Origin of the sequence: Streptomyces zaomyceticus (genome assembly GCF_014656215.1) — a bacterium.
In the GTDB taxonomy this organism is placed as follows: domain Bacteria; phylum Actinomycetota; class Actinomycetes; order Streptomycetales; family Streptomycetaceae; genus Streptomyces; species Streptomyces zaomyceticus.
The window spans coordinates 93,578-114,365 of the sequence record NZ_BNBZ01000021.1; the positions used below are offsets into that span (position 1 = coordinate 93,578).

The following is a 20,788-nucleotide window of genomic DNA, read 5'->3' on the forward strand; positions in this document are numbered from 1 at the left end:
TTGGTCTGGACCAGCTTGTTCCGACAACGGTGGCCACCGTCCGCACTCCCCGTACACCTCGTACTTCCGTACCCCCCGCATCGCCTCGTACCCCCGTACGAGCCCTCCGTACGACGACGTACGGCACCTCCACATCCCCAACTCCCCCACCGGAGGATGCACGTGGACCGCACCACCACCCGCCCGCACGGACGCCGCTGGCTCGGCGGGGCCCTGGCGCTCGCCGTCGGCTCCGGGCTCGTCCTCGTCGGCGGAGCCGGCACCGCGCAGGCGGCGGACGTCAACGTCGCCAAGAACGCCGGATTCGAGAACGGCCTGGCCAACTGGGCCTGTTCCGCCGGGAGCGGCGCCGCCGTCTCCTCCCCGGTCCGCACCGGCGCCGGCGCCCTCAGAGCCACCCCGGCCGGCCTCGACAACGCCAAGTGCGTGCAGACCGTGGCCGTGAAGCCCAACTCCACCTACACGCTGAGCGCCTGGGTGCAGGGCGGTTACGCCTACCTCGGCGCGAGCGGCACCGGGACCGGCAGCGGCAGCGTCTCCACCTGGACGCCCGACAGCGCCGCCTGGAAGCAGCTCACCACCAGCTTCACCACCGGCGCGAGCACCACCTCGGTCGAGATCTACACCCACGGCTGGTACGGGACCTCCCCGTACTCCGTCGACGACGTCAGCGTCTTCGGTCCCGACGGGGGCGGCGGCCAGGACCCCGACCCGGTCGTCCCGTCCACCCCGGCCGGTCTCGCCGCGGGCACCACCACCTCCTCCTCCGTGCCCCTGAGCTGGAACGCCGTCTCCGGCGCCACCGGCTACAAGGTGTACCGGGACGGCGCCAACCCGCAGGCGGTCACCGGCACCTCCACCACCGTCACCGGACTCACCGCCGACACGGCCTACCAGTTCCAGGTCGCCGCCACGAACTCCGCGGGCGAGTCCGCGAAGTCCGCCGCCGTGACCGCCCGGACCGCGAAGGTCACCGACCCGGGCCCCGGCCCGGCCGTTCCCAAGCACGCCCTGACCGGCTACTGGCAGAACTTCAACAACGGCGCCACGGTCCAGAAGCTGCGGGACGTGCAGTCGCAGTACGACATCATCGCCGTGTCCTTCGCCGACTCGACGACCACGGCCGGCCAGATCGTCTTCAACCTCGACCCGGCCGTCGGCTACGCCTCGGTGGCCGACTTCAAGGCGGACGTCGCGGCCAAGAAGGCGGCGGGCAAGTCGGTCGTCATCTCGGTCGGCGGCGAGAAGGGGAACGTCACGATCAACAGTGACGCCTCCGCGACCGCCTTCGCGAACAGCGCCTACGCCCTGATGCAGGAGTACGGCTTCAACGGCGTCGACATCGACCTCGAGCACGGCATCAACTCGACGTACCTGACCAAGGCGCTGCGTCAGCTCTCCGCCAAGGCCGGTTCGTCGATGGTCCTGACGATGGCCCCGCAGACCATCGACATGCAGAACACGGGCACGGAGTACTTCAAGACCGCGCTCGCCGTGAAGGACATCCTCACGGTCGTCAACATGCAGTACTACAACAGCGGTTCGATGCTCGGCTGCGACGGCAAGGTGTACAGCCAGGGCTCGGTGGACTTCCTCACCGCGCTCGCCTGCATCCAGATCCAGGGCGGCCTCGCCCCGTCCCAGGTCGGTCTGGGCGTCCCCGCCTCCACGCGGGGCGCGGGCAGCGGCTACGTCGACCCGCAGATCGTGAAGAACGCGCTCGACTGCCTGACCAAGCTCACCAGTTGCGGCACCTTCAAGCCGGCCCAGGCCTGGCCGACGCTGCGCGGCGCCATGACCTGGTCGACCAACTGGGACGCGACGGCCGGCAACGCCTGGTCGAACGCGGTGGGCCCGCACGTCCACAACCTGCCGTAACACCACCCGCCCGAACGGAAGCCCCACCGCAGCGCCGCCGCTCCCCCGGCGGCGCTGTGCCGTTTCCTCAGACGGGAAGGAACCGGGCCAGGACCCGGTCGAGGCCGTGGACCCACTCGTCGACCCGGGCCGCCCGGCGGCCGTCGATCTCGCAGAGGTAGCTGCTGCCGTCGTACAGATGAACGGTGATCCGCAGCCACCGGCCGCGCCGGGTCCGCTCGTACCGCACGGCACCGACCTCGGACCAGGTGAATTCGGCCTCGTCGTCGAGGAGCTGCAGGCAGATGCCCGCGCCGTCGGCGACGATCCCGTAGACGTTGTCGGCGGCGACGAACTCGGGCACGGGCTGCGGGGGCGCGGCGGGCGGCGGGGGCAGGAAGCGCGTCGGGGTGGGCGGCCCGAACCCGGGCGGAACCGAGTCCTGCGCCGGCCCGAAGGCCGGCGGGACCGACTGCTGCGGCGGCCCGAACCCGGACGGGACCGCCCCCTGCGGCGCCCCGAAGACCGGCGGGACCGGGTCCGCCGGCGGGGCCGCTCCCTGCGGCGCCCCGTAGGACGGCGGCACCACGCCGAGTGGCGGGACCACGGCCTGCGGCGGCACCGCGTCCTGGAGCGACGGCGCGCCCAGGGGCGACGGCACGTCCTGCGGGGGCCCGAAGCCCGACGGGACCCCCGACCCGACGCCCTGCGACGGCGACGGCGACGGCGCGGGCGTACGCGTCACCGTCCCGGTCGGGATCACCGTCCCGTTCGGCGTCGAGGGTGCCGCCGGCCCCGCCTCCGCTCCCGCACCCGCACCCGCACCCGCCCCGAGTACGTCCAGGATCTCCTCCGGCGTGGGCCGTTCGGCCGGGTTCTTGGCGAGGCAGCGACCCACGAGACCGCGCAGCGACTCCGGCACCGGGGCGAGGTCCGGCTCCTCGTGCACCGCCCGGTACATGAGCCCGATCGGGGTGCCGTCCCCGAAGGGCCGGCCGCCCGCCGCGGCGACGAGCACCGCGCCGAGGGCGAAGACGTCGGCGGCTCCGGTGACCTCCTCGCCGAGGGCCTGCTCGGGAGCGAGATAGCCCGGGGTGCCGAAGGCCGAGCCGGTGGCGGTGAGGCGGGTCGACTCCAGCGCGCGGGCGATCCCGAAGTCGAGGACGCGGGGCCCGTCGGGGGCCATGACGATGTTGCCGGGCTTGAGGTCGCGGTGGACGAGGCCGCAGGCGTGGATGGCCTCCAGGGCCTCGGCCAGCGCGGCCCCGAGCGAGCGGATCCGTACCTCGTCCATCGGGCCCTGGGCGGTGACGAGCGCGGCGAGGGTGGGGCCGGGGATGTAGGCGGTGGCGAGCCAGGGCGCCTCGGCGTCGGGGTCGGCGTCGACGACCTGCGCGGTGTGGAAGCCTCCGACCTGCCGGGCGGCGGCGACCTCGGCGCGGAAGCGCGCGCGGAAGGAGGGGTCGGCGGCGAGTTCCGGCCGGGCCACCTTGACGGCGACGGCGCGCCCGCCGCGCGATCGCGCCAAATAGACGGTGCCCATGCCGCCTTCGCCTAGCTTGTGCTCGATGACGTATCTGCCGATGAGGGTCCCCACGCGGGACAGTATGGCTGAACTCCTCATCTTGACCCGTCCATGACATGGCCTCACCATGTGCCGGAACGCGCAACCACCCGCACGAGCTTGTCGCACCCCCCACCCTCCCCACCCAGGAGACAGCATGCGACGTCCCATCCGCGGCAGAAGGTCCGCCACCCTCGCGGCCCTCGTGGCGCTCGCCCTCGCGGCGCCCCTCTCCGCCCTCACCACGCCCGCCGGGGCAGACCCGGCGTCGACCGCCGCCCGTATCGCCTCGGGCGCCGAGGAGGTGATCCGGCAGTACGAGGTCGCCGGACCGTCGACCCCGGCCGCCCGCACCGCGCTCGCCGCCACCGGCGTCTCGATCGACGAGGTCGACGCCCGCTCGGTCGTCGTCAGCGCCAACACCGAACAGCTCAGGAACCTCAAGGCCCTCGGCTACCGGCCGGTCGCCCTGCCCGGCCCGCCGAACCGCTCGGGCGAGGAGGACCAGCACGGCCACGGCGTCGGGGCGCTGGACTTCCCCTCCGCCGACGCGAAGTACCACAACTACGCGGAGATGAACGCGGAGATCGACCAGCGGCTCGCCCAGTACCCGTCCATCATGCGCAAGCAGGTGATCGGGAAGTCGTACCAGGGCCGGGACATCGTCGCCATCAAGATCAGCGACAACGTCGCCACCGACGAGGCCGAGCCCGAGGTCCTCTTCACCCACCACCAGCACGCCCGCGAGCACCTCACCGTCGAGATGGCGCTCTACCTGCTGCGTGAACTCGGCGCGGGCTACGGCAGCGACTCCCGGGTCACCAACGCCGTGAACGGGCGCGAGATCTGGATCGTCCCGGACCTCAACCCGGACGGCGGCGAGTACGACATCGCCAGCGGCTCCTACCGCAGCTGGCGCAAGAACCGGCAGCCCAACTCCGGCTCCTCGTACATCGGCACCGACATGAACCGGAACTGGGACTACAAGTGGGGCTGCTGCGGCGGTTCCTCCAGCTCCAAGAGCTCGGAGACCTACCGCGGCACGGCCCCCGAGTCCGCCCCCGAGGTGAAGGTCGTCGCCGACTTCGTCCGCTCCCGGGCGGTCGGCGGCAAGCAACAGATCACCGCGGCCATCGACTTCCACACCTACAGCGAGCTGGTGCTCTGGCCGTTCGGTTGGACCACGGCCAACACCGCGCCGGGCATGACGCTGGACGACCGCAACGCCTTCGCCGCCGTCGGCGGGAAGATGGCGGCCAGCAACGGCTACACGGCCGAGCAGTCCAGTGACCTCTACATCACGGACGGCTCCATCGACGACTACCTGTGGGGCGCGCACAAGATCTTCGGGTACACCTTCGAGATGTATCCGTCCTCGTCCTCCGGCGGGGGTTTCTACCCGCCCGACGAGGTCATCGAGCGCGAGACGAGCCGCAACCGCGACGCGGTCCTCCAGCTCCTGGAGAACGCCGACTGCATGTACCGCTCGATCGGCAAGCAGGCGCAGTACTGCTCGGCCTGACGGTCCGTACGTGAAGGGGCGCCCCGGCGGAAACACCGCCGGGGCGCCCCCGCGCTCAGACGAACAGGCTCAGCAGGGCCGCCGCCGCGAAACCGGCCAGGGAGAGCACCGACTCCAGGACCGTCCAGGACTTGAGCGTGTCCCGCTCGGTGATGCCGAAGTACTTCGAGACGATCCAGAACCCGCCGTCGTTGACGTGCGAGGCGAAGATCGAGCCCGCGGAGATCGCCATGATGACGAGGGCGAGGAAGGCCTGCGAGTGGCCCCCGCCCTCGACCAGCGGGAGCACGATGCCGGCCGTGGTGACGATGGCGACCGTCGCCGAGCCCTGGGCGACGCGCAGGACCAGGGAGATGAGGTAGGCGAGCACGATGACGGGGAGACCGACGTCGTGGAAGGTGTCGGAGAGCGCCTGGGCGACACCGCTCACCTTGAGGACCGCGCCGAAGACCCCGCCCGCGCCGACCACGAGCAGGATGTTGCCGACCGGCTTGAGGGAGGAGGTGGACACCTGCTCCAGGGACTTCCGGGACCAGCCGCGCCGGATGCCCAGCAGCCAGTACGCCAGGAACAGCGCGATCGTCAGGGCGACGAAGGGGTTCCCGAAGAACTCGACGACGGAGCGGAGGGTGGACGGGTCCAGGGCGATGGAGGAGAAGGTCGCGGCGAGGATCAGGACCAGCGGCGTGCCGATGATGAGGAGCACCGTGGAGAGCGCGACCGGTTCCTCGGCTCCCCCGGCGCCCCCGGCCCGCTCGGCGGCGACCTTGGCCCTGGCCTCCTCGGCGGCCTCGACCATGTCCTGCGGGACCGCGACGAAGAGGCGGCGGCCGATCCAGCCGGCGTACGCCCAGGCCGCGAGGACGGCGGGGACGCCGACGAGGACGCCCATCAGGATGACCCAGCCGAGCGAGACGTGCAGCAGCCCGGCGGCGGCCACGGGGCCGGGGTGCGGCGGGAGGAAGGCGTGGGTCATGGAGAGACCCGCGAGCAGCGGCATGGCGTAGAGCAGGATCGACTTGCCGGACCGCTTGGCGGCGGCGTAGACGAGCGGCGCGAGGACGAAGATGCCGACGTCGAAGAAGACCGGGATGCCGAAGATGAGTCCGGTGAGACCCATCGCGAGGGGGGCGCGCTTCTCGCCGAAGAGGCCGAGGAGGCGGCTGCTCAGCACCTCGGCGCCGCCCGAGACCTCCAGGATCGAGCCGAGCATGGTGCCCAGGCCGATGATGATCGCGACATGGCCGAGGATGCCGCCCATGCCGGTCTCGATGACGGAGGTGGCGGCGGACTTCTGGACGGTGCCGAAGAGTTCGGTGACGGAGAGGCCGGCCGCGAGGCCGACGCCGATGGAGACGGCCAGCAGCGCGACGAAGGGCTGGAGCCGGATCTTGATGATCAGCAGGAGCAGGACGGCGATGCCGAGGGCGGCGACGGTGAGCAGTCCGGCGGTGCCGGGTATGAGGTGGAGCAGTCCACCGGTGTGCGGGGGCGCGACGGGGTTCATGGCGGGGGGAGACCTCGCTTGGGGAAGGCGTGCGGGCAGGGCGGAGCGCGGCACGGCGTTCGCGGGGTGAACGCCGTGCCGTGGGGCGGCTGGCTCAGGTGGATCGGTCCAGGTCCGTTCGGGCCGGGGTGTGCTCGGGCCGGGTGTACTCGGGCCCGGATGTGCTCGGGCCGGCTGTACTCCGGCCCGGATGTGCTCGGGCCGGATGTGCTCAGGCCCGGATGTGCTCGGGCCGGCTGTACTCCGGCCCGGATGTGCTCGGGCCGGCTGTACTCCGGCCCGGATGTGCTCGGGCCGGCTGTACTCCGGCCCGGATGTGCTCGGGCCGGATGTGCTCAGGCCCGGTGTCCCGGGCCGGATGTACTCGGCCCGGGTGCGCTCGGGAGGTCCGTGGCTCCGGGGTCAGCCGAGGACGGCGAGGGCGTCGATCTCGATGAGGAGACCGGCGGGCAGACCGACGTAGACCGTGGTGCGGGCCGAGGCGGGGGCCTTGAGACCCTGCTCCTCGAAGTACTGGTTGTAGATCGCGTTCATCTCGGCGAAGTGGTCCACGTCCGTCAGGTAGACGCGCGTCATCATCACGTCGTCCCAGCTCGCGCCGCCCTCTTCGAGGATCGCCTTGACGTTGGCGAAGGTCTGGAGGGTCTGCTCGCGCAGGGTCGGGCCGGCGACCGTCGGGGCCTGGCCCTCGACGGCGGGCAGGAAGCCGACCTGGCCCGCGACCTGGAGGATGTTGCCCTTCCGCACGCCGTGCGAGAACTTCGCGGGCGGGGCGGTGTGGGTGGCGGGGGTGAGGGCGATCTTCTCGATCGACTGCTCGAGGTTCTGGTCGGTCATGCGGTGTCCTTGTTCGGTGCGGTGCCGGAGTACTCCCGGCTGATGACGTCCGCGGTGCGGCGCACCTGCGGGAGGAGGGTGAGGAGTTCCTCTGCCGTGACGACCACGTTGGGCGCCGAGACGGACATGGCGGCGACGACACGCCCGTCGGCGCCGCGGATGGGAGCGCCGACGCAGTTGATGGACTCCTCGTGGCCGCCGAGGTCGGTGGCCCAGCCCTGTTCGCGCACGGTCGCCAGCTCCTTGAGGAAGGCGGCGGCGTTCGGGGTCGAACGGGGCGTGTACGGGGGGTAGTCGAGCTTGGCGGCGACGGCGCGGCGCTCGGGCTCGGGCAGGTCGGCGAGGAGCAGTTTGGCGACGGCGGCGACGGTGATGGCGACCGGCTTGCCGATGCGCGAGTACATGCGGACCGGGTAGCGGCTCTCGACCTTGTCGATGTAGAGGACCTCGCCCTCCTCGTAGACGGCGAGGTGGACGGTGTGTCCGATGCGCTCGTTGAGCGCGGCGAGGTGGGGGTGCGCGATCTCCCTGATGTCGAGGTTCTCGACGGCTTCCTGGGCGAGGGCGAAGAGCCGGGCGCCGAGGCGGTAGCGCTGGTCCTCCTGGCGGTAGACGAGCCCGTGCTCGTGCAGGGTGCGCAACAGCCGCAGGGCCGTGGACTTGTGGACACCGAGCCGGTCGGCGACCTGGCCGAGGTCGGCGGGTCCCTGCGCGAGCAGGGGCAGGATGCTGAGCGCCCGGTCGACGGTCTGGCTCATGGTGTACGTCCCTCCTGGTCGTCCCCCGTCCAGCCGGGGCCGAGCTGAAGTGTGCCCCAGGCGGTCGGGGCGAGGGCGGCGAGCCGGTCGGCGTGGGCGCGGCGGGGAGGCACGGCCAGGTCGCCGGGGACGGTGAGGGCGGCGGCGGCGAGGAGGTGACCGTGCCTCAGGCGTGCGGTGGCGTCGAGCCCGCGGAGGGTGGCGGAGAGGAATCCGGCGGCGAAGGCGTCTCCGGCGCCGACCGCGGCGACGACGTCGACGCGGGGGGCCGGCACGTCCACGACGGTGTCGGTGCCGGCGGGGCCGGTGCGTTCGTGGACGACCGCGCCGGCCGCGCCCCGTTTGACCACGAGGACGGCGGGCTCGGGGAGCGCGGCGCGGATCGCGGTGGGGTCGGTGAGGCCCCAGGCCTGTTCCGCCTCGTCGGCGCCGACGAAGACGAGGTCGGATCCGCGGGCGAGTTCCATGAGGACGGGTCCGGCGGTGGTCGCGCCGTCGCGCCACAGTCCGGGGCGGCAGTTGACGTCGAAGGAGACGAGGGGCCGGCCGTCCCTGGGTGCGGTGAGGGCGCGCATGAGGGCGAGGCAGTCGTCGGAGAGGGCCGCGGTGATGCCGGTGAGGTGCAGGATCCGGGCGTCCGCGAGGGTCTCGTACGGCACGGTGGCGGGGGACATGGCGGAGGCGGCCGATCCGGCGCGGTAGTAGACGACCTCGTGGGCGTCGGTGGCGCGGTCGGCGGCGGTGCGGAAGTAGACGCCGGTGGGCCGGCGGGGGTCGCGGTCGACGGCGGTGATGTCGACGCCGTAGGAGCCGATGGTGTCGACGAGGTGGTCGCCGAAGCCGTCGCGGCCGACCCGGCCGACCCAGCGGGTGCGGTGTCCGGCGGCGGCGAGGGCGCAGGCGACGTTGGACTCGGCGCCGCCGATGGCCCGCTCGAAGGCGGGGACGTCGGCGAGGCGGCCCGGTCGGGAGGGAAGGAAGGTGACCATGGACTCGCCGAGGCACACGACATCCACAGGCGGTTCTCCGGCCACTCTGGCGCTCCCTTGCGACTCTGGCGGGGTCCATTGACCCGGCCTTGGCCCGGATGCTAGACAGCACTGAGCGACATACGCAATGACTGTTGCACCCTACGCAACGCTTCGATGAGGAGGCCTCATGCCCGACCTGGCGAACGAGCGAGTCGACCACCGCTTCAAGGCGCTGCCCCCGGACGCCGAGGGCCTGACCGTCGGCGAGCTCTCCGCCCAGCGGCGCAACCTCTTCACCGGCGGTTTCACCACCCCCGTCCTCGCGCTCTCCGCCGAGTCCGTCGAGCACAATCTGCGCCTCCTGGAGACGTACGCCGAGCGCCACGGCCTCGCCTTCGCCCCGCACGGCAAGACCTCCATGGCCCCCCAGCTCTTCGACCGGCAGCTGGAGCACGGCGCCTGGGGCATCACCGCCGCGGTGCCCCACCAGGCCCGCGTCTACCGGGCCCACGGCATCGCCCGGATCTTCCTGGCCAACGAGCTCGTCGACCCCGTCGCCCTGCGCTGGCTCGCCGCCGAACTCGACGCCGATCCCGGCTTCCGCTTCGTCTGCTACGTGGACTCGGTCCGCGGTGTGGAGCTCATGGACGAGGCGCTGCGCGCCGCCGGGGCGAGCCGCCGCGTGGACGTCGTCGTCGAGCTGGGCGCCGGCGAGGGGGCCCGTACCGGAGTCCGTACGGAGACCGGGTGCGCGGCCGTCGCCGACGCGGTCGCCGCCACGACCACGCTCCGGCTCGTGGGCGTCGCCGGGTACGAGGGCGAGGTGCCGCAGGCGGACAGCGAGCGGGTGCGGGCCTGGCTGCACCGGCTCACTGCGCTCGCGGTCGACTGGGACAAGGCCGGCCGGTTCGCGGACGCGGGCACGGACGAGATCATCGTCAGCGCGGGCGGCAGCGCCTGGTTCGACACGGTCGCCGAGGTCTTCGCCGAGCTTCCCGTGTTCTCCCTGCCCGTGCTGAAGCTGCTGCGCTCCGGCGCGTACGTCTCCCACGACTCCGGTCACTACCGGAAGCTCACCCCCTTCAACCGGGTCCCCGAGGAGGGCGCCCTGGAGCCCGCCTTCCGGCTCTGGTCGCAGGTCGTCTCCCGCCCCACCCCGGAGCAGGCCTTCACCAACGCGGGCAAGCGCGACGCCGCCCACGACCTGCACCTGCCCGAGGCGCAGGTGGTGCGCGACGGCCGCACCGGCGAGATCCGCGCGGCCGAGGGCGTCACGGTCACGGGTCTCTCCGACCAGCACGCCTGGGTACGCACGGAGGAGGGCGCCGACCTGGAGGTCGGCGACTGGATCGGCATGGGCCTCTCCCACCCGTGCACGTCCTTCGACAAGTGGCAGCTGATCCCGCTGGTCGAGGCCGACGGCACGGTGGTCGACTACATCCGCACCTTCTTCTGATCCCTCCGATCCCTCCCGGACCCACCTGGCTTCTGAAGGAGCTCGCATGGATCTCGTCTTCCGCGACGCGGAAGTCGTCGACGGCACCGGCGCCCCCTCCTACCGCGCCGACGTGGCGATCGACGGCGGCCGGATCGCCTCGATCGTCCAGGAGGGCGCGGCGGCCGGCTGCCAGCGCCCCACCGCCCGGCGCGTCGTGGACGCCGAGGGTCTCGTCCTCTCCCCCGGCTTCATCGACATGCACGCCCACAGCGACCTCGCGCTGCTCCGCGACCCGGACCACAGCGCGAAGGCCGCGCAGGGCGTGACCCTGGAGGTCCTGGGCCAGGACGGCCTGTCGTACGCGCCGGTCGACGACCGCACGCTCGCGGAGGTGCGGAGGGCGATCACCGGCTGGAACGGCTCCGGCGACGACATCGACTTCGACTGGCGCACGGTCGGCGAGTACCTGGACCGGCTGGACCGCGGCATCGCCGTCAACGCCGCGTACCTGATCCCCCAGGGCACGGTCCGGATGTACGCCGTCGGCTGGGACGACCGCCCGGCGACGGAGTCCGAGCTGGACCACATGCGCCGGCTGGTCGCGGAGGGCATGGAGCAGGGCGCGGTCGGCATGTCCTCCGGCCTGACCTACACGCCCGGGATGTACGCGAAGGACGCCGAGCTCACGGAGCTCTGCCGGGTCGTGGCGGGGTACGGCGGCTACTACTGCCCGCACCACCGCTCGTACGGGGCCGGCGCCCTGGAGGCGTACGAGGAGATGGTGCGGCTCACCCGGGAGGCGGGCTGCGCCCTCCACCTCGCCCACGCCACCATGAACTTCGGCGTGAACGAGGGCAGGGCCCCCGAGCTCCTCGCCCTCCTGGACGAGGCGCTGGACCGGGGCTCGGACATCAGCCTCGACACGTACCCGTACACACCCGGCTGTACGACCCTGGTGGCCGTGCTGCCGAGCTGGGTGAGCGAGGGCGGCCCGGAGGCGGTGCTCGCCCGGCTGCGCGACGACGGGACGGCGGAGCGCATCCGGCACCACCTGGAGGTCCTCGGCTCGGACGGCTGCCACGGCGTGCCGATGGACTGGGACACGATCGAGATCTCGGGGGTGTCGGACCCGGCGCTCGCCGACCGGGTGGGCCGCCGGGTGGACGGCTGGGAGACGGCCCGCCGGCTCCTCCTGGAGGACCGGCTCGGGACGACGATCCTCCAGCACGTGGGCCACGAGGAGAACGTCCGGACGATCATGCGGCACCGGGTGCACACGGGCGGCTCGGACGGCATCCTCCAGGGCCTGAAGCCGCACCCGCGCGCCTACGGCACGTTTCCGCAGTACCTGGGCCGGTACGTGCGCGAGCTCGGCGTCCTCTCCCTGGAGGAGTGCGTGGCCCACCTGACCTCCCGTCCGGCGGCCCGCCTGGGCCTGCGGGACCGGGGCGTGATCAGGGAGGGCAACGTGGCCGACCTGGTCCTCTTCGACCCGGTGACGGTGGCCGCGGGCTCGACGTACGAGTCCCCGCGCACCCTCCCGACGGGCATCCCGCACGTGCTGGTCGACGGTCAGTTCGTGATGGAGGACGGCAGGCGCACGACCGCCCTGGCGGGCAGGTCAGTCCGCCGCACGCGCTAGCGGGCGGAGGGGCGGCGACGCCCCTTCGCCCCACGGGTCGCGGCGCGTCCACACCAGACCGCCCGCCAGCACCACCCCGGCCACCACGAACCCGTACCAGGGGGTCCGCCCGTCGAGCGCCGTCTCGTACACGAGCGCCGCCGAGAGCACCGTCAGTACCTGCCCGGCCCGCCCCCGCCAGGCGACCGACGCCACCACGGCGGTCCCCCACAGCAGGTACCAGGGCTGCACCATCGGCGACAGCGCGACCAGCCCGACCAGCGAGAGCCCCAGGCCCAACACCGGGTCGAGAAGCCCTCGCCAGGCCCGCCACGCGAGCACCAGGATGAGCACGACGGCGACGAGCAGCCCGAGGTTCTGCACGACGGCCTTGACCGGGTCGGGGTCGTCCCCGAGGAGCAGTCCGAGCCCCAGGCCGAGATCGCTGCTCAGGGACAGCGCCGTGTGGATCGTCCCGGCGACGCTCTGCGTGCGCAGCCATCCGAACCCGGTCCCGGCGAGCAGCGTCGCGACCGCCGCCACGGCGCCCGCCACGAGCCCCGGCAGCACGAGCCCCTTCGCCAGGCCCCGGGCACCGCCGCCGTCCCGTCGCGCGATCATCACGCCGATGAAGAGCAGCGCGACCGCCGCGGGCGACTTGATCATCATCGCGAGGCACACGAGGACGCACCCGAGCACCCACCGGCCCCGCACGGCGAGCAGCACGCCCGCCAGCATGAGTCCGATCATCAGGCCGTCGTTGTGCATGCCGCCGATGACATGGATGAGCAGCAGCGGGTTGAGGGCGGCCAGCCACAGCGCCCCTTCGGGGCCGCCGCGTCCGCCTCCCAGCCCCCGGACGGCCCAGACGATCAGCGCGAGCGCGGCGACCGCGAGCAGCCGCATCCCGAGCACGGCGGGGACGATCTCGCCCCCGGTCGCTCTCACCACCAGCTGCGCCAGGACCAGGAAGGCGGGCCCGTACGGCGCGGGGGTGTCGGTCCAGTGCCCGCCGACGCTCGCGGCCGCGTCCGCCCCGAGGTCGCCGGGCCCGAGGACGGAGGGCCCGCCGCCGTACACGTCGTGCCCTTCGAGGACCATGGCGCCCTGGGCGATGTAGCTGTAGACGTCCTTGCTGTAGAGCGGCGGGGCGAGGAGCAGCGGCCCGGTCCACCAGGCCAGAGTGGTGAGCACCCCGTCCCGTGCGCCGCGGGCGAGCAGCACGCCGTACCGCCACCAGGCGGCGACCAGCAGGGTCAGGCCGAGGTACGCGAGGAGCGCTCCGGCGAGGGTGAGCGCGGAGCCGCGCGGCTCCCACAGTCCCCAGCCGCCGCGCACGGGAAGCGTCCCGGCGGCCCAGCCGCCCACGGCGACGGCGAGCGACCCGGCAGCGCCGAGCCACCTGCATCCGGAAGCACTGAGAACCCACACGACGGGCCAACCTATCCCGTCGACCGGAGGGCCCCCGGTCCGGGCGGCCTCACCAGGGGGAATCCCCCGCCGTCACGGCCTCGCCCCTGTCCGACGTGTCCCAAAACACGAGGCGTCCCGGCCGCCCCGGCCGTAAGCTCTCGTCATGCAGGTGATCCAGTCCACGAAGCTCGCCAACGTCTGTTACGAAATCCGGGGTCCGGTGCTCGAAGAGGCGATGCGGCTTGAGGCCGCGGGTCATCGCATCCTCAAGCTCAACACGGGCAACCCGGCCGCCTTCGGCTTCGAGTGTCCGCCCGCCATCCTCGAGGACGTGCTGCGCAACCTCTCCGAGGCGCACGGCTACGGCGACGCGAAGGGGCTGCTCTCGGCCCGCCGCGCGGTGATGAGCCACTACGAGACCAAGGGCATTCCGCTCTCCGTCGAGGACATCTATCTCGGCAACGGCGTCTCGGAGCTGATCCAGATGTCGATGCAGGCGCTGCTCGACGACGGCGACGAGGTCCTCGTCCCGGCCCCGGACTATCCGCTGTGGACGGCGTCGGTGTCGCTCGCGGGCGGTACGGCCGTGCACTACCGCTGCGACGAGCAGGCGGACTGGATGCCGGACCTGGCCGACATCGAGCGGAAGATCACCGACCGCACCAAGGCGATCGTGATCATCAACCCGAACAACCCCACGGGTGCCGTCTACGACGACGAGATGCTCCGCTCCCTGACGGACATCGCCCGCCGCCACAACCTGGTGGTCTGCTCGGACGAGATCTACGACAAGATCCTCTACGACGGCACCACGCACACGCCCACCGCCGCCATCGCCCCCGACCTGCTCGTCCTGACCTTCAACGGGATGAGCAAGAACTACCGGGTGGCGGGTTTCCGCTCGGGCTGGCTCGCGGTCTGCGGCCCGAAGCACCACGCCTCCTCGTACATCGAGGGCCTCACGATCCTCGCCAACATGCGTCTCTGCGCGAACATGCCGGCGCAGCACGCGGTGGCCGCGGCGCTCCAGGGCCGGCAGTCGATCGAGGACCTGGTGCTGCCGGGCGGGCGGCTGCTTGAGCAGCGGGACACGGCGTACGAGCTGCTGACGCAGATCCCTGGCGTGACGTGTGTGAAGCCGAAGGGCGCGCTGTACCTGTTCCCGCGCCTCGACCCGAACGTCTACAAGATCAAGGACGACCGGCAGATGGTCCTGGACCTGCTGCGGGCCGAGAAGATCATGGTGGTGCACGGGACGGGCTTCAACTGGCACGAGCCCGATCACTTCCGGATCGTGACGCTGCCGGCGGCTGCGGACCTGGCGGACGCGGTGACCCGGATCGGCCGCTTCCTGGACGGCTACAGCCAGCCGTAGCAAACCCGGCCGGACCCCGCTCAACTTTAGACTGAATCTAAGCTAGGATGGCTCCAGAGCACTCAGGAGGCCGTCCCATGTACGAACCGATCCGCACCAAGTCGGTCCACCGGATGGCCGACGACGCCCACGACGCGTATCCGCACCGCTCCCGCGAGGAGGAGCTGGACATCCAGCTCGCCGGACACCTCTCCGCCCTGCTCGCCGTCACCGACGAGCTCGGCGACACGGAGGCCGGCGATCTGATCGCCCGGCAGGTGGCGCGGCTGCGCGGCGCACCGCCCGCGCGGCACGCGGGTCTGCGCGGCTCGTCCGCACAGGACCTGCACAGCAGGGCCCACGCCCTCGCGGGCCGCGCTCTGGTCGTCGCCGCCTCCCGGGCCGACACGGCCGCCGCGATCCTCGCCGCCGAGCGCATGGACGCGCACACCGCGGCGCTCGCCGGGGAACCCTCCCTGGCCGCGGCCGGCACCCCCTGACGGCCCCGGTCCGCGCGTCACGAACCGCGCGGACCGGGTGCCACCCACCTCCGCGGGCCCGCGGGCCTTCAGCCGGTGGCGGTCGCCGACGGCTCGGTCGATGCGAATCGGGCGTCGTACACGACGCACCGCGGTGTGCCCTGCCCGTACTTCCCGGCCCCGACGACCACCGTCCGCCCGGTCGCCCCCTTCGCGAGGTCCTCGACGAGCCCGGTGACCCGCTCGACGACTTCCTCCCGCTCGTCCTGGAAGTCCACCGTCAGCGTGTAGGTGCCCCGCCGGGCCGCCCGGCTGGTGACCGACAGTTCCGCCACGGGCCGCCCGGACACCGGATCGAGGGCGCACCGCGCCACCGTCACGTCCTCGGACGGGAACCGCAGGTTCTTGTGGTTCTCCCCCATGGCGTAGATGTACGCGGCGAGGCCGCCGATCGGCACCAGCACGACCAGCGAACCCACGACCACCAGGACTGCGACCGCCCAGCGCGGCATCCCGTCACCCCCTAGGACGGCCGCCACGCTACCGCGGCACCCGCCACCGGAGGAGCGCGGCCGATGATCGGTTAGGTTCCGCGCATGACACTCTCCGACCGCACCACGTCCCGCCGTACCGTCCTCACCGCCCTCGCCGCCGCGGCCACGGCGGGCGCCCCGCTCGTCGGCCAGCTCGCCACGGCCGCACCGGCGTTCGCCACCGGCGAGAACGACCTCTACGACACCAACACGGACCTCTACACGAGCACGGACCACCCGGTCGTGGAGGGCACAGACTACGGCCGCCGCTCACGGCGCCACGAGCAGTTCGACGGCTATCTGTCCAAGAAGGGCGTCCACACCCAGAAGACGGCGATCATGGCCATCCACGGTGGCCAGATCGAGAGAGGCACGTCCGAACTCTGTCTGGCGATAGCGGGGTACGACCCGTCGGACGCGAACAAGCCGGCCCTGCTCCCCACCGTCCACGACTACTGGATGTTCGAGGGCATGCGCTCCGAGAACAACCGCGATCTGCACGTCACCTCGGTGAACTGCGACGACCATGTCGCGAGGGTGCTGGCCGCGAGCCATCCGAGCGTGCTGAGCCTGCACGGCTGCCAGTACAGCCAGCTGGGAATGCCCGACACCATGATCTGGCCCTCGCAGGCGGACCCGAAGCTGGTCGTCGTGGGCGGTCTCGACAAGCCCTTCCGCGACGCGCTCCTGTACGAGCTGAACACGGCCGGTTTCCCGGCGGTCGACGCGCTGTCCGACCCCTACAAGACGAACCTCGCGGACTTCGCGGGCGCGGCCACGAAGAACATCTGCAACCGGACCATGAACGGCGCGGGCGCGCAGCTGGAGATCACCGAGGACATGCGCCGTTCCCTCTTCGGCCCGCTGGACACGGACTTCGACCGCAAGAGCGGCCGGATCGCGACCTGGGACAACCCTCGGTTCCTCGGCTTCCGTGACGCCTGCCGTCGCGCGATCGCGACCGTCGAGGCCGGCCGCCCGATCCTCTGACCGGGAGCCGGCCGGGAGCCGTTCCCGAGCCGTCCGGAACGACGGCCGGACATGCGCCGGCCCCCGAAGCCTGAGGGGGCTCCGGGGGCCGGTTGCGTCGTGGTGAGCCGTCGTGACCCCACTGGTCAGGGCGGTTTCTCGGGGCAACCCACCACGAGTCTGCGGTGCGGGATCAGCCCAGGCGCTGGACCAGCGCGTGGTACTCGTCCCACAGCTCCTTCGGCGTGTGGTCGCCGAAGGTGTTCAGGTGGTCGGGGACGAGGGCGGCTTCCTCGCGCCACACGTCACGGTCGACCTTGAGGAGGAACTCCAGGTCCTCGGCCGGCAGGTCCAGGCCGTCGGTGTCGAGGGACTCCGGGGTCGGCAGGATGCCGATCGGGGTCTCGACGCCCTCGGCCTTGCCCTCCAGGCGCTCGACGATCCACTTCAGGACGCGGCTGTTCTCGCCGAAGCCCGGCCACACGAACTTGCCCGCGTCGTTCTTGCGGAACCAGTTCACGTAGTAGATCTTCGGCAGCTTGGCGGCGTCCGCGGTCGCGCCCACCTTGACCCAGTGGGCCATGTAGTCGCCCATGTTGTAGCCGCAGAACGGCAGCATGGCGAAGGGGTCGCGGCGCAGCTCGCCGACCTTGCCCTCGGCGGCGGCGGTCTTCTCGGAGGCGACGTTCGCGCCGAGGAAGACACCGTGGTTCCAGTCGAAGGACTCGGTGACCAGCGGGACGGCGGAGGCGCGGCGGCCACCGAAGAGGATCGCCGAGATCGGCACGCCCTTCGGGTCCTCCCACTCCGGCGCGATGATCGGGCACTGCCCGGCCGGCACGGTGAAGCGGGCGTTGGGGTGGGCGGCGGGCGTCTCGGACGCGGGCGTCCAGTCGTTGCCCTTCCAGTCCGTGAGGTGCGCGGGGGCCGTCTCGGTCATCCCCTCCCACCAGACGTCGCCGTCGTCCGTGAGGGCGACGTTGGTGAAGACGGAGTTGCCCCACATGGTCTTCATGGCGTTGGCGTTGGTGTGCTCGCCGGTGCCGGGCGCGACGCCGAAGAAGCCGGCCTCGGGGTTGATCGCGTAGAGACGGCCGTCCTCGCCGAAGCGCATCCAGGCGATGTCGTCGCCGATGGTCTCGACGGTCCAGCCGGAGATCGTGGGCTCCAGCATGGCCAGGTTGGTCTTGCCACAGGCGGACGGGAAGGCCGCCGCCACGTACTTCGATTCGCCCTGCGGCGGGGTGAGCTTGAGGATCAGCATGTGCTCGGCGAGCCAGCCCTCGTCACGCGCCATGACGGACGCGATGCGGAGCGCGTAGCACTTCTTGCCGAGCAGGGCGTTGCCGCCGTAGCCGGAGCCGTACGACCAGATCTCGCGGCTCTCGGGGAAGTGCGAGATGTACTTGGTGGTGTTGCAGGGCCACGGCACGTCCTCCTGGCCCTGCTCCAGCGGGGCGCCGAGGGTGTGGACGGCCTTGACGAAGAAGCCGTCGGTGCCGAGCTCGTCGAGGACGGCCTGGCCCATGCGGGTCATGGTGCGCATGGAGACGGCGACGTACGCGGAGTCGGTGATCTCGACGCCGATGGCGGAGAGCGGGGAGCCGACGGGGCCCATGCAGAAGGGCACGACGTACATGGTGCGGCCACGCATCGAGCCGCGGAAGATGCCCTCGGAGCCCGCGAAGAGCTCCTTCATCTCGGCCGGGGCCTTCCAGTGGTTGGTCGGGCCCGCGTCCTCCTCCTTCTCGGAGCAGATGTAGGTCCGGTCCTCGACGCGCGCGACGTCGGACGGGTCGGAGGCGGCGTAGTACGAGTTCGGGCGCTTGGCCTCGTCGAGCTTCGTGAACGTTCCCTTGGCGACGAGCTCCTCGCACAGGCGCTCGTACTCGGCCTCGGAGCCGTCGCACCAGACGATGTCGTCCGGCTGGGTGATCTCCGCGATCTCGTTCACCCAGGAGACGAGCTCCTGGTGCTGGGTCGGAAGGTTCTGGGGAGCCGCGTTGTCGCGCGCCACGATTGCTCCTTGTAGAGGGGTTTTTTGGTGTGTGCCCCGTGGGGGCCGCGACCCGGATACTTCGTAGCTGCTCATCCGGTGCCGACCGCACTCATTTGATCATCCGATGGATCCGCCCATATGTCCAGGGGTCCGCCCACGTGAGCATCGCCACTCACATCCGGGACCTACGGGGGCGTAGGTACGATTCCGTTCCATGACTGCAGCCACGCCGGAAGTGACCCCGATCGAGCCCGATCCGATCGGGCGGCCCCTGCCGCTCCCCGTGAAGCCCCGGCTCAGAGGATGGCTGCACGCGGGCATGTTCCCCGCCGTGATCGTCGCGGGCCTCGTCCTCGTCGCCCTCTCCGACTCGCCCCGCGCCCGCATCGCCTGCGGGATCTACGTCCTCACCGCCTGCCTGCTCTTCGGCATCAGCGCGCTCTACCACCGCGGCAACTGGGGCCCGCGCGGCGAGGCCGTGCTCCGGCGCCTCGACCACGCCAACATCTTCCTGATCATCGCGGGCACCTACACCCCGCTCACCCTGCTCCTGCTGCCGGACTCCACGGGCAAGCCGCTCATGTGGGCGGTCTGGGCGGCGGCCACCGCCGGCATCGCCTTCCGGGTCTTCTGGGTCGGCGCCCCCCGCTGGCTGTACACGCCCTGCTACATCGCGATGGGCTGGGCCGCCGTCTTCTTCCTGCCCGACTTCATGCGCGCGGGCGGCATCGCCGTCCTCGTCCTCGTCATCGTCGGCGGACTGCTCTACAGCGCGGGCGGGGTCATCTACGGCATGAAGCGCCCGAACCCCTCACCGCGCTGGTTCGGCTTCCACGAGGTCTTCCACTCGCTGACCCTGGCCGCGTTCATCGTCCACTACGTCGGCATCTCGCTGGTCGCCTACCAGCACGCCTGACGCCGCAGCCGCACCCCGTGCCACGGCCGGCCTCACGGGCCGGCCGGCGCCCCGAGGGCCCCACGGACCACCCGCGCCGACTCCGGATTGTCGGCGCACCCCCACACCCCGTGCGGGCAGTAGTCCGTGAACGTCTGGTAGACCGGCCGGTGCGCCGCGAACCAGTCCAGCATCCCCCGCACGTACGCCGGGTTGTCGCCGTTCCTGAAGAGCCCCCACTCCGGGTACGAGACCGGCTTGCCGTGCGCCGCCGCGAACCGCACATGGTGCTCCAGGCCGTACTCCTCGGACACCTGGTCCTCGAAGGAGAGCCCCGCCGGCTGGTCGTAGGCGTCCATCCCGATGATGTCGACGACGTCGTCCCCGGGGTAGCAGCGCGGCCACTCCACGGCGTCCCGCCCCCGGCTCGGGGTGAAGTCGAAGCGGAAACGCTGCCCCTCCACCCCCCGCAGCACCCCGACGACCCGGCGCCAGTACGTCTTCCAGGCCGCCGGGTCCGGCCCGCAGCGATGGCTGTACGTGGTGCCGTTCATCTCCCAGCCGAGGACCAGGACCGCGTCCCCGAGCCCGTGCTCCACGAGCCGCTCCCCCAGCGCCCGGAAGTGCCCGTCGAAGGCCCCCGCCGCGCCGCGCCGCAGCCCCGTCCGCACCTCGGCGTCCGCGAGCCCCGCCTCGCTCCGGTCCATCATCGGCACGTTGAGCACGAAGAGACGCCCCGGACGCGCCTCCTTCCAGCGCGCCCAGGGCCCGAAGAGCGCCGGATGGCCCTCGATGTTGGACCAGCGGTCGCCCGGCAGATAGGTGTGCCCGACGGTCAGCGAGTCGCCGCCGAGCCAGGCCTGCGCCTGCGCGATCCGGCGCACCCCGGCCTCGTCGGAGCCGGTGAAGAACCCCGAGGGCACCCCGGGCGGCGGCGCCGGGTCGGGCGCGGGCCGCGCCCCGGTGTGCCGGTCGCCGGGCGCGATCCGGTCGGAGCCGGCCAGGAGCACGAGAAAGGCCGCGAGCAGCACGATCAGTGCGGCCCGCGGCCCGGGAAGGAGACGGTTCACG

17 protein-coding genes are annotated in these 20,788 nt (G+C 72.0%); 8 read left to right on the forward strand and 9 right to left on the reverse strand.

Annotation, left to right across the window (positions count from 1 at the left end; all coding sequences use genetic code 11):
* Window positions 1-156: 156 nt before the first annotated feature.
* Complete coding sequence (locus IE311_RS25110) at window positions 157-1,878, forward strand: chitinase (protein ID WP_189834065.1); 1,722 nt, start codon at window positions 157-159, stop codon at window positions 1,876-1,878.
* A gap of 67 nt (window positions 1,879-1,945) precedes the next feature.
* Here IE311_RS25110 and IE311_RS25115 read toward each other — a convergent pair whose 3' ends face one another.
* Window positions 1,946-3,454, reverse strand: coding sequence for a serine/threonine-protein kinase (locus IE311_RS25115; RefSeq protein WP_268257205.1), 1,509 nt, complete (start codon window positions 3,452-3,454; stop codon window positions 1,946-1,948).
* A gap of 124 nt (window positions 3,455-3,578) precedes the next feature.
* Here IE311_RS25115 and IE311_RS25120 point away from each other — a divergent pair, with 124 nt between their 5' ends.
* Complete coding sequence (locus IE311_RS25120; protein WP_189834066.1) at window positions 3,579-4,943, forward strand: M14 family metallopeptidase; 1,365 nt, start codon at window positions 3,579-3,581, stop codon at window positions 4,941-4,943.
* Window positions 4,944-4,998: 55 nt separating this feature from the next.
* On the opposite strand, the gene IE311_RS25125 is transcribed toward IE311_RS25120, so the two are convergent.
* The 4 genes from IE311_RS25125 to IE311_RS25140 all read right to left on the reverse strand — a co-directional run bounded on the left by IE311_RS25125 (window position 4,999) and on the right by IE311_RS25140 (window position 9,079).
* Window positions 4,999-6,450, reverse strand: coding sequence for a GntP family permease (locus IE311_RS25125; RefSeq protein WP_189834067.1), 1,452 nt, complete (start codon window positions 6,448-6,450; stop codon window positions 4,999-5,001).
* 402 nt (window positions 6,451-6,852) lie between these two features.
* Entirely contained in the window at window positions 6,853-7,287 is a 435-nt protein-coding gene (locus tag IE311_RS25130) for a RidA family protein (protein ID WP_189834068.1), read from the reverse strand.
* Window positions 7,284-8,045, reverse strand: coding sequence for an IclR family transcriptional regulator (locus IE311_RS25135; RefSeq protein WP_189834069.1), 762 nt, complete (start codon window positions 8,043-8,045; stop codon window positions 7,284-7,286). The genes IE311_RS25130 and IE311_RS25135 overlap by 4 nt, the downstream gene beginning before the upstream one ends.
* Window positions 8,042-9,079: a sugar kinase gene (locus IE311_RS25140; RefSeq protein WP_189834070.1), complete on the reverse strand. Its 1,038-nt coding sequence runs from the start codon at window positions 9,077-9,079 to the stop codon at window positions 8,042-8,044. Before IE311_RS25140 ends, IE311_RS25135 begins: the two co-directional genes overlap by 4 nt.
* Window positions 9,080-9,203: 124 nt before the next feature.
* Between IE311_RS25140 and IE311_RS25145 the strand changes: the two genes are divergently transcribed.
* Window positions 9,204-10,472: an amino acid deaminase gene (locus IE311_RS25145; protein WP_189834071.1), complete on the forward strand. Its 1,269-nt coding sequence runs from the start codon at window positions 9,204-9,206 to the stop codon at window positions 10,470-10,472.
* Between the two features lie 46 nt (window positions 10,473-10,518).
* Window positions 10,519-12,096, forward strand: coding sequence for an N-acyl-D-amino-acid deacylase family protein (locus IE311_RS25150; RefSeq protein WP_189834072.1), 1,578 nt, complete (start codon window positions 10,519-10,521; stop codon window positions 12,094-12,096).
* Here the strand turns inward: IE311_RS25150 and mptB are convergent.
* Window positions 12,076-13,506, reverse strand: coding sequence for a polyprenol phosphomannose-dependent alpha 1,6 mannosyltransferase MptB (mptB, locus tag IE311_RS25155; RefSeq protein ID WP_189834073.1), 1,431 nt, complete (start codon window positions 13,504-13,506; stop codon window positions 12,076-12,078). The two genes, IE311_RS25150 and mptB, sit on opposite strands and share 21 nt — an antisense overlap.
* Window positions 13,507-13,651: 145 nt before the next feature.
* Here mptB and IE311_RS25160 point away from each other — a divergent pair, with 145 nt between their 5' ends.
* Both IE311_RS25160 and IE311_RS25165 read left to right on the forward strand, forming a co-directional pair.
* Window positions 13,652-14,863 (forward strand): pyridoxal phosphate-dependent aminotransferase, encoded by a 1,212-nt coding sequence (locus tag IE311_RS25160; protein WP_189834074.1) that lies wholly within the window; start codon window positions 13,652-13,654, stop codon window positions 14,861-14,863.
* Window positions 14,864-14,940: 77 nt separating this feature from the next.
* Window positions 14,941-15,342: an SCO4983 family protein gene (locus tag IE311_RS25165; protein WP_189834075.1), complete on the forward strand. Its 402-nt coding sequence runs from the start codon at window positions 14,941-14,943 to the stop codon at window positions 15,340-15,342.
* Window positions 15,343-15,410: 68 nt separating this feature from the next.
* Here the strand turns inward: IE311_RS25165 and IE311_RS25170 are convergent, their stop codons facing one another.
* Entirely contained in the window at window positions 15,411-15,833 is a 423-nt protein-coding gene (locus IE311_RS25170; RefSeq protein WP_189834076.1) for a hypothetical protein, read from the reverse strand.
* Between the two features lie 84 nt (window positions 15,834-15,917).
* Between IE311_RS25170 and IE311_RS25175 the strand changes: the two genes are divergently transcribed.
* Window positions 15,918-16,844: a poly-gamma-glutamate hydrolase family protein gene (locus IE311_RS25175; protein WP_189834077.1), complete on the forward strand. Its 927-nt coding sequence runs from the start codon at window positions 15,918-15,920 to the stop codon at window positions 16,842-16,844.
* Window positions 16,845-17,016: 172 nt separating this feature from the next.
* Here IE311_RS25175 and IE311_RS25180 read toward each other — a convergent pair whose 3' ends face one another.
* Window positions 17,017-18,840 (reverse strand): phosphoenolpyruvate carboxykinase (GTP), encoded by a 1,824-nt coding sequence (locus tag IE311_RS25180; RefSeq protein ID WP_189834078.1) that lies wholly within the window; start codon window positions 18,838-18,840, stop codon window positions 17,017-17,019.
* Window positions 18,841-19,036: 196 nt separating this feature from the next.
* On the opposite strand from IE311_RS25180, the gene trhA reads away from it, so the two are divergent.
* Window positions 19,037-19,738: a PAQR family membrane homeostasis protein TrhA gene (trhA, locus tag IE311_RS25185; RefSeq protein ID WP_189834079.1), complete on the forward strand. Its 702-nt coding sequence runs from the start codon at window positions 19,037-19,039 to the stop codon at window positions 19,736-19,738.
* 32 nt (window positions 19,739-19,770) lie between these two features.
* Here trhA and IE311_RS25190 read toward each other — a convergent pair whose 3' ends face one another.
* Window positions 19,771-20,787: a glycoside hydrolase family 26 protein gene (locus IE311_RS25190; RefSeq protein WP_189834080.1), complete on the reverse strand. Its 1,017-nt coding sequence runs from the start codon at window positions 20,785-20,787 to the stop codon at window positions 19,771-19,773.
* Between the last annotated feature and the right edge of the window lies 1 nt (window position 20,788).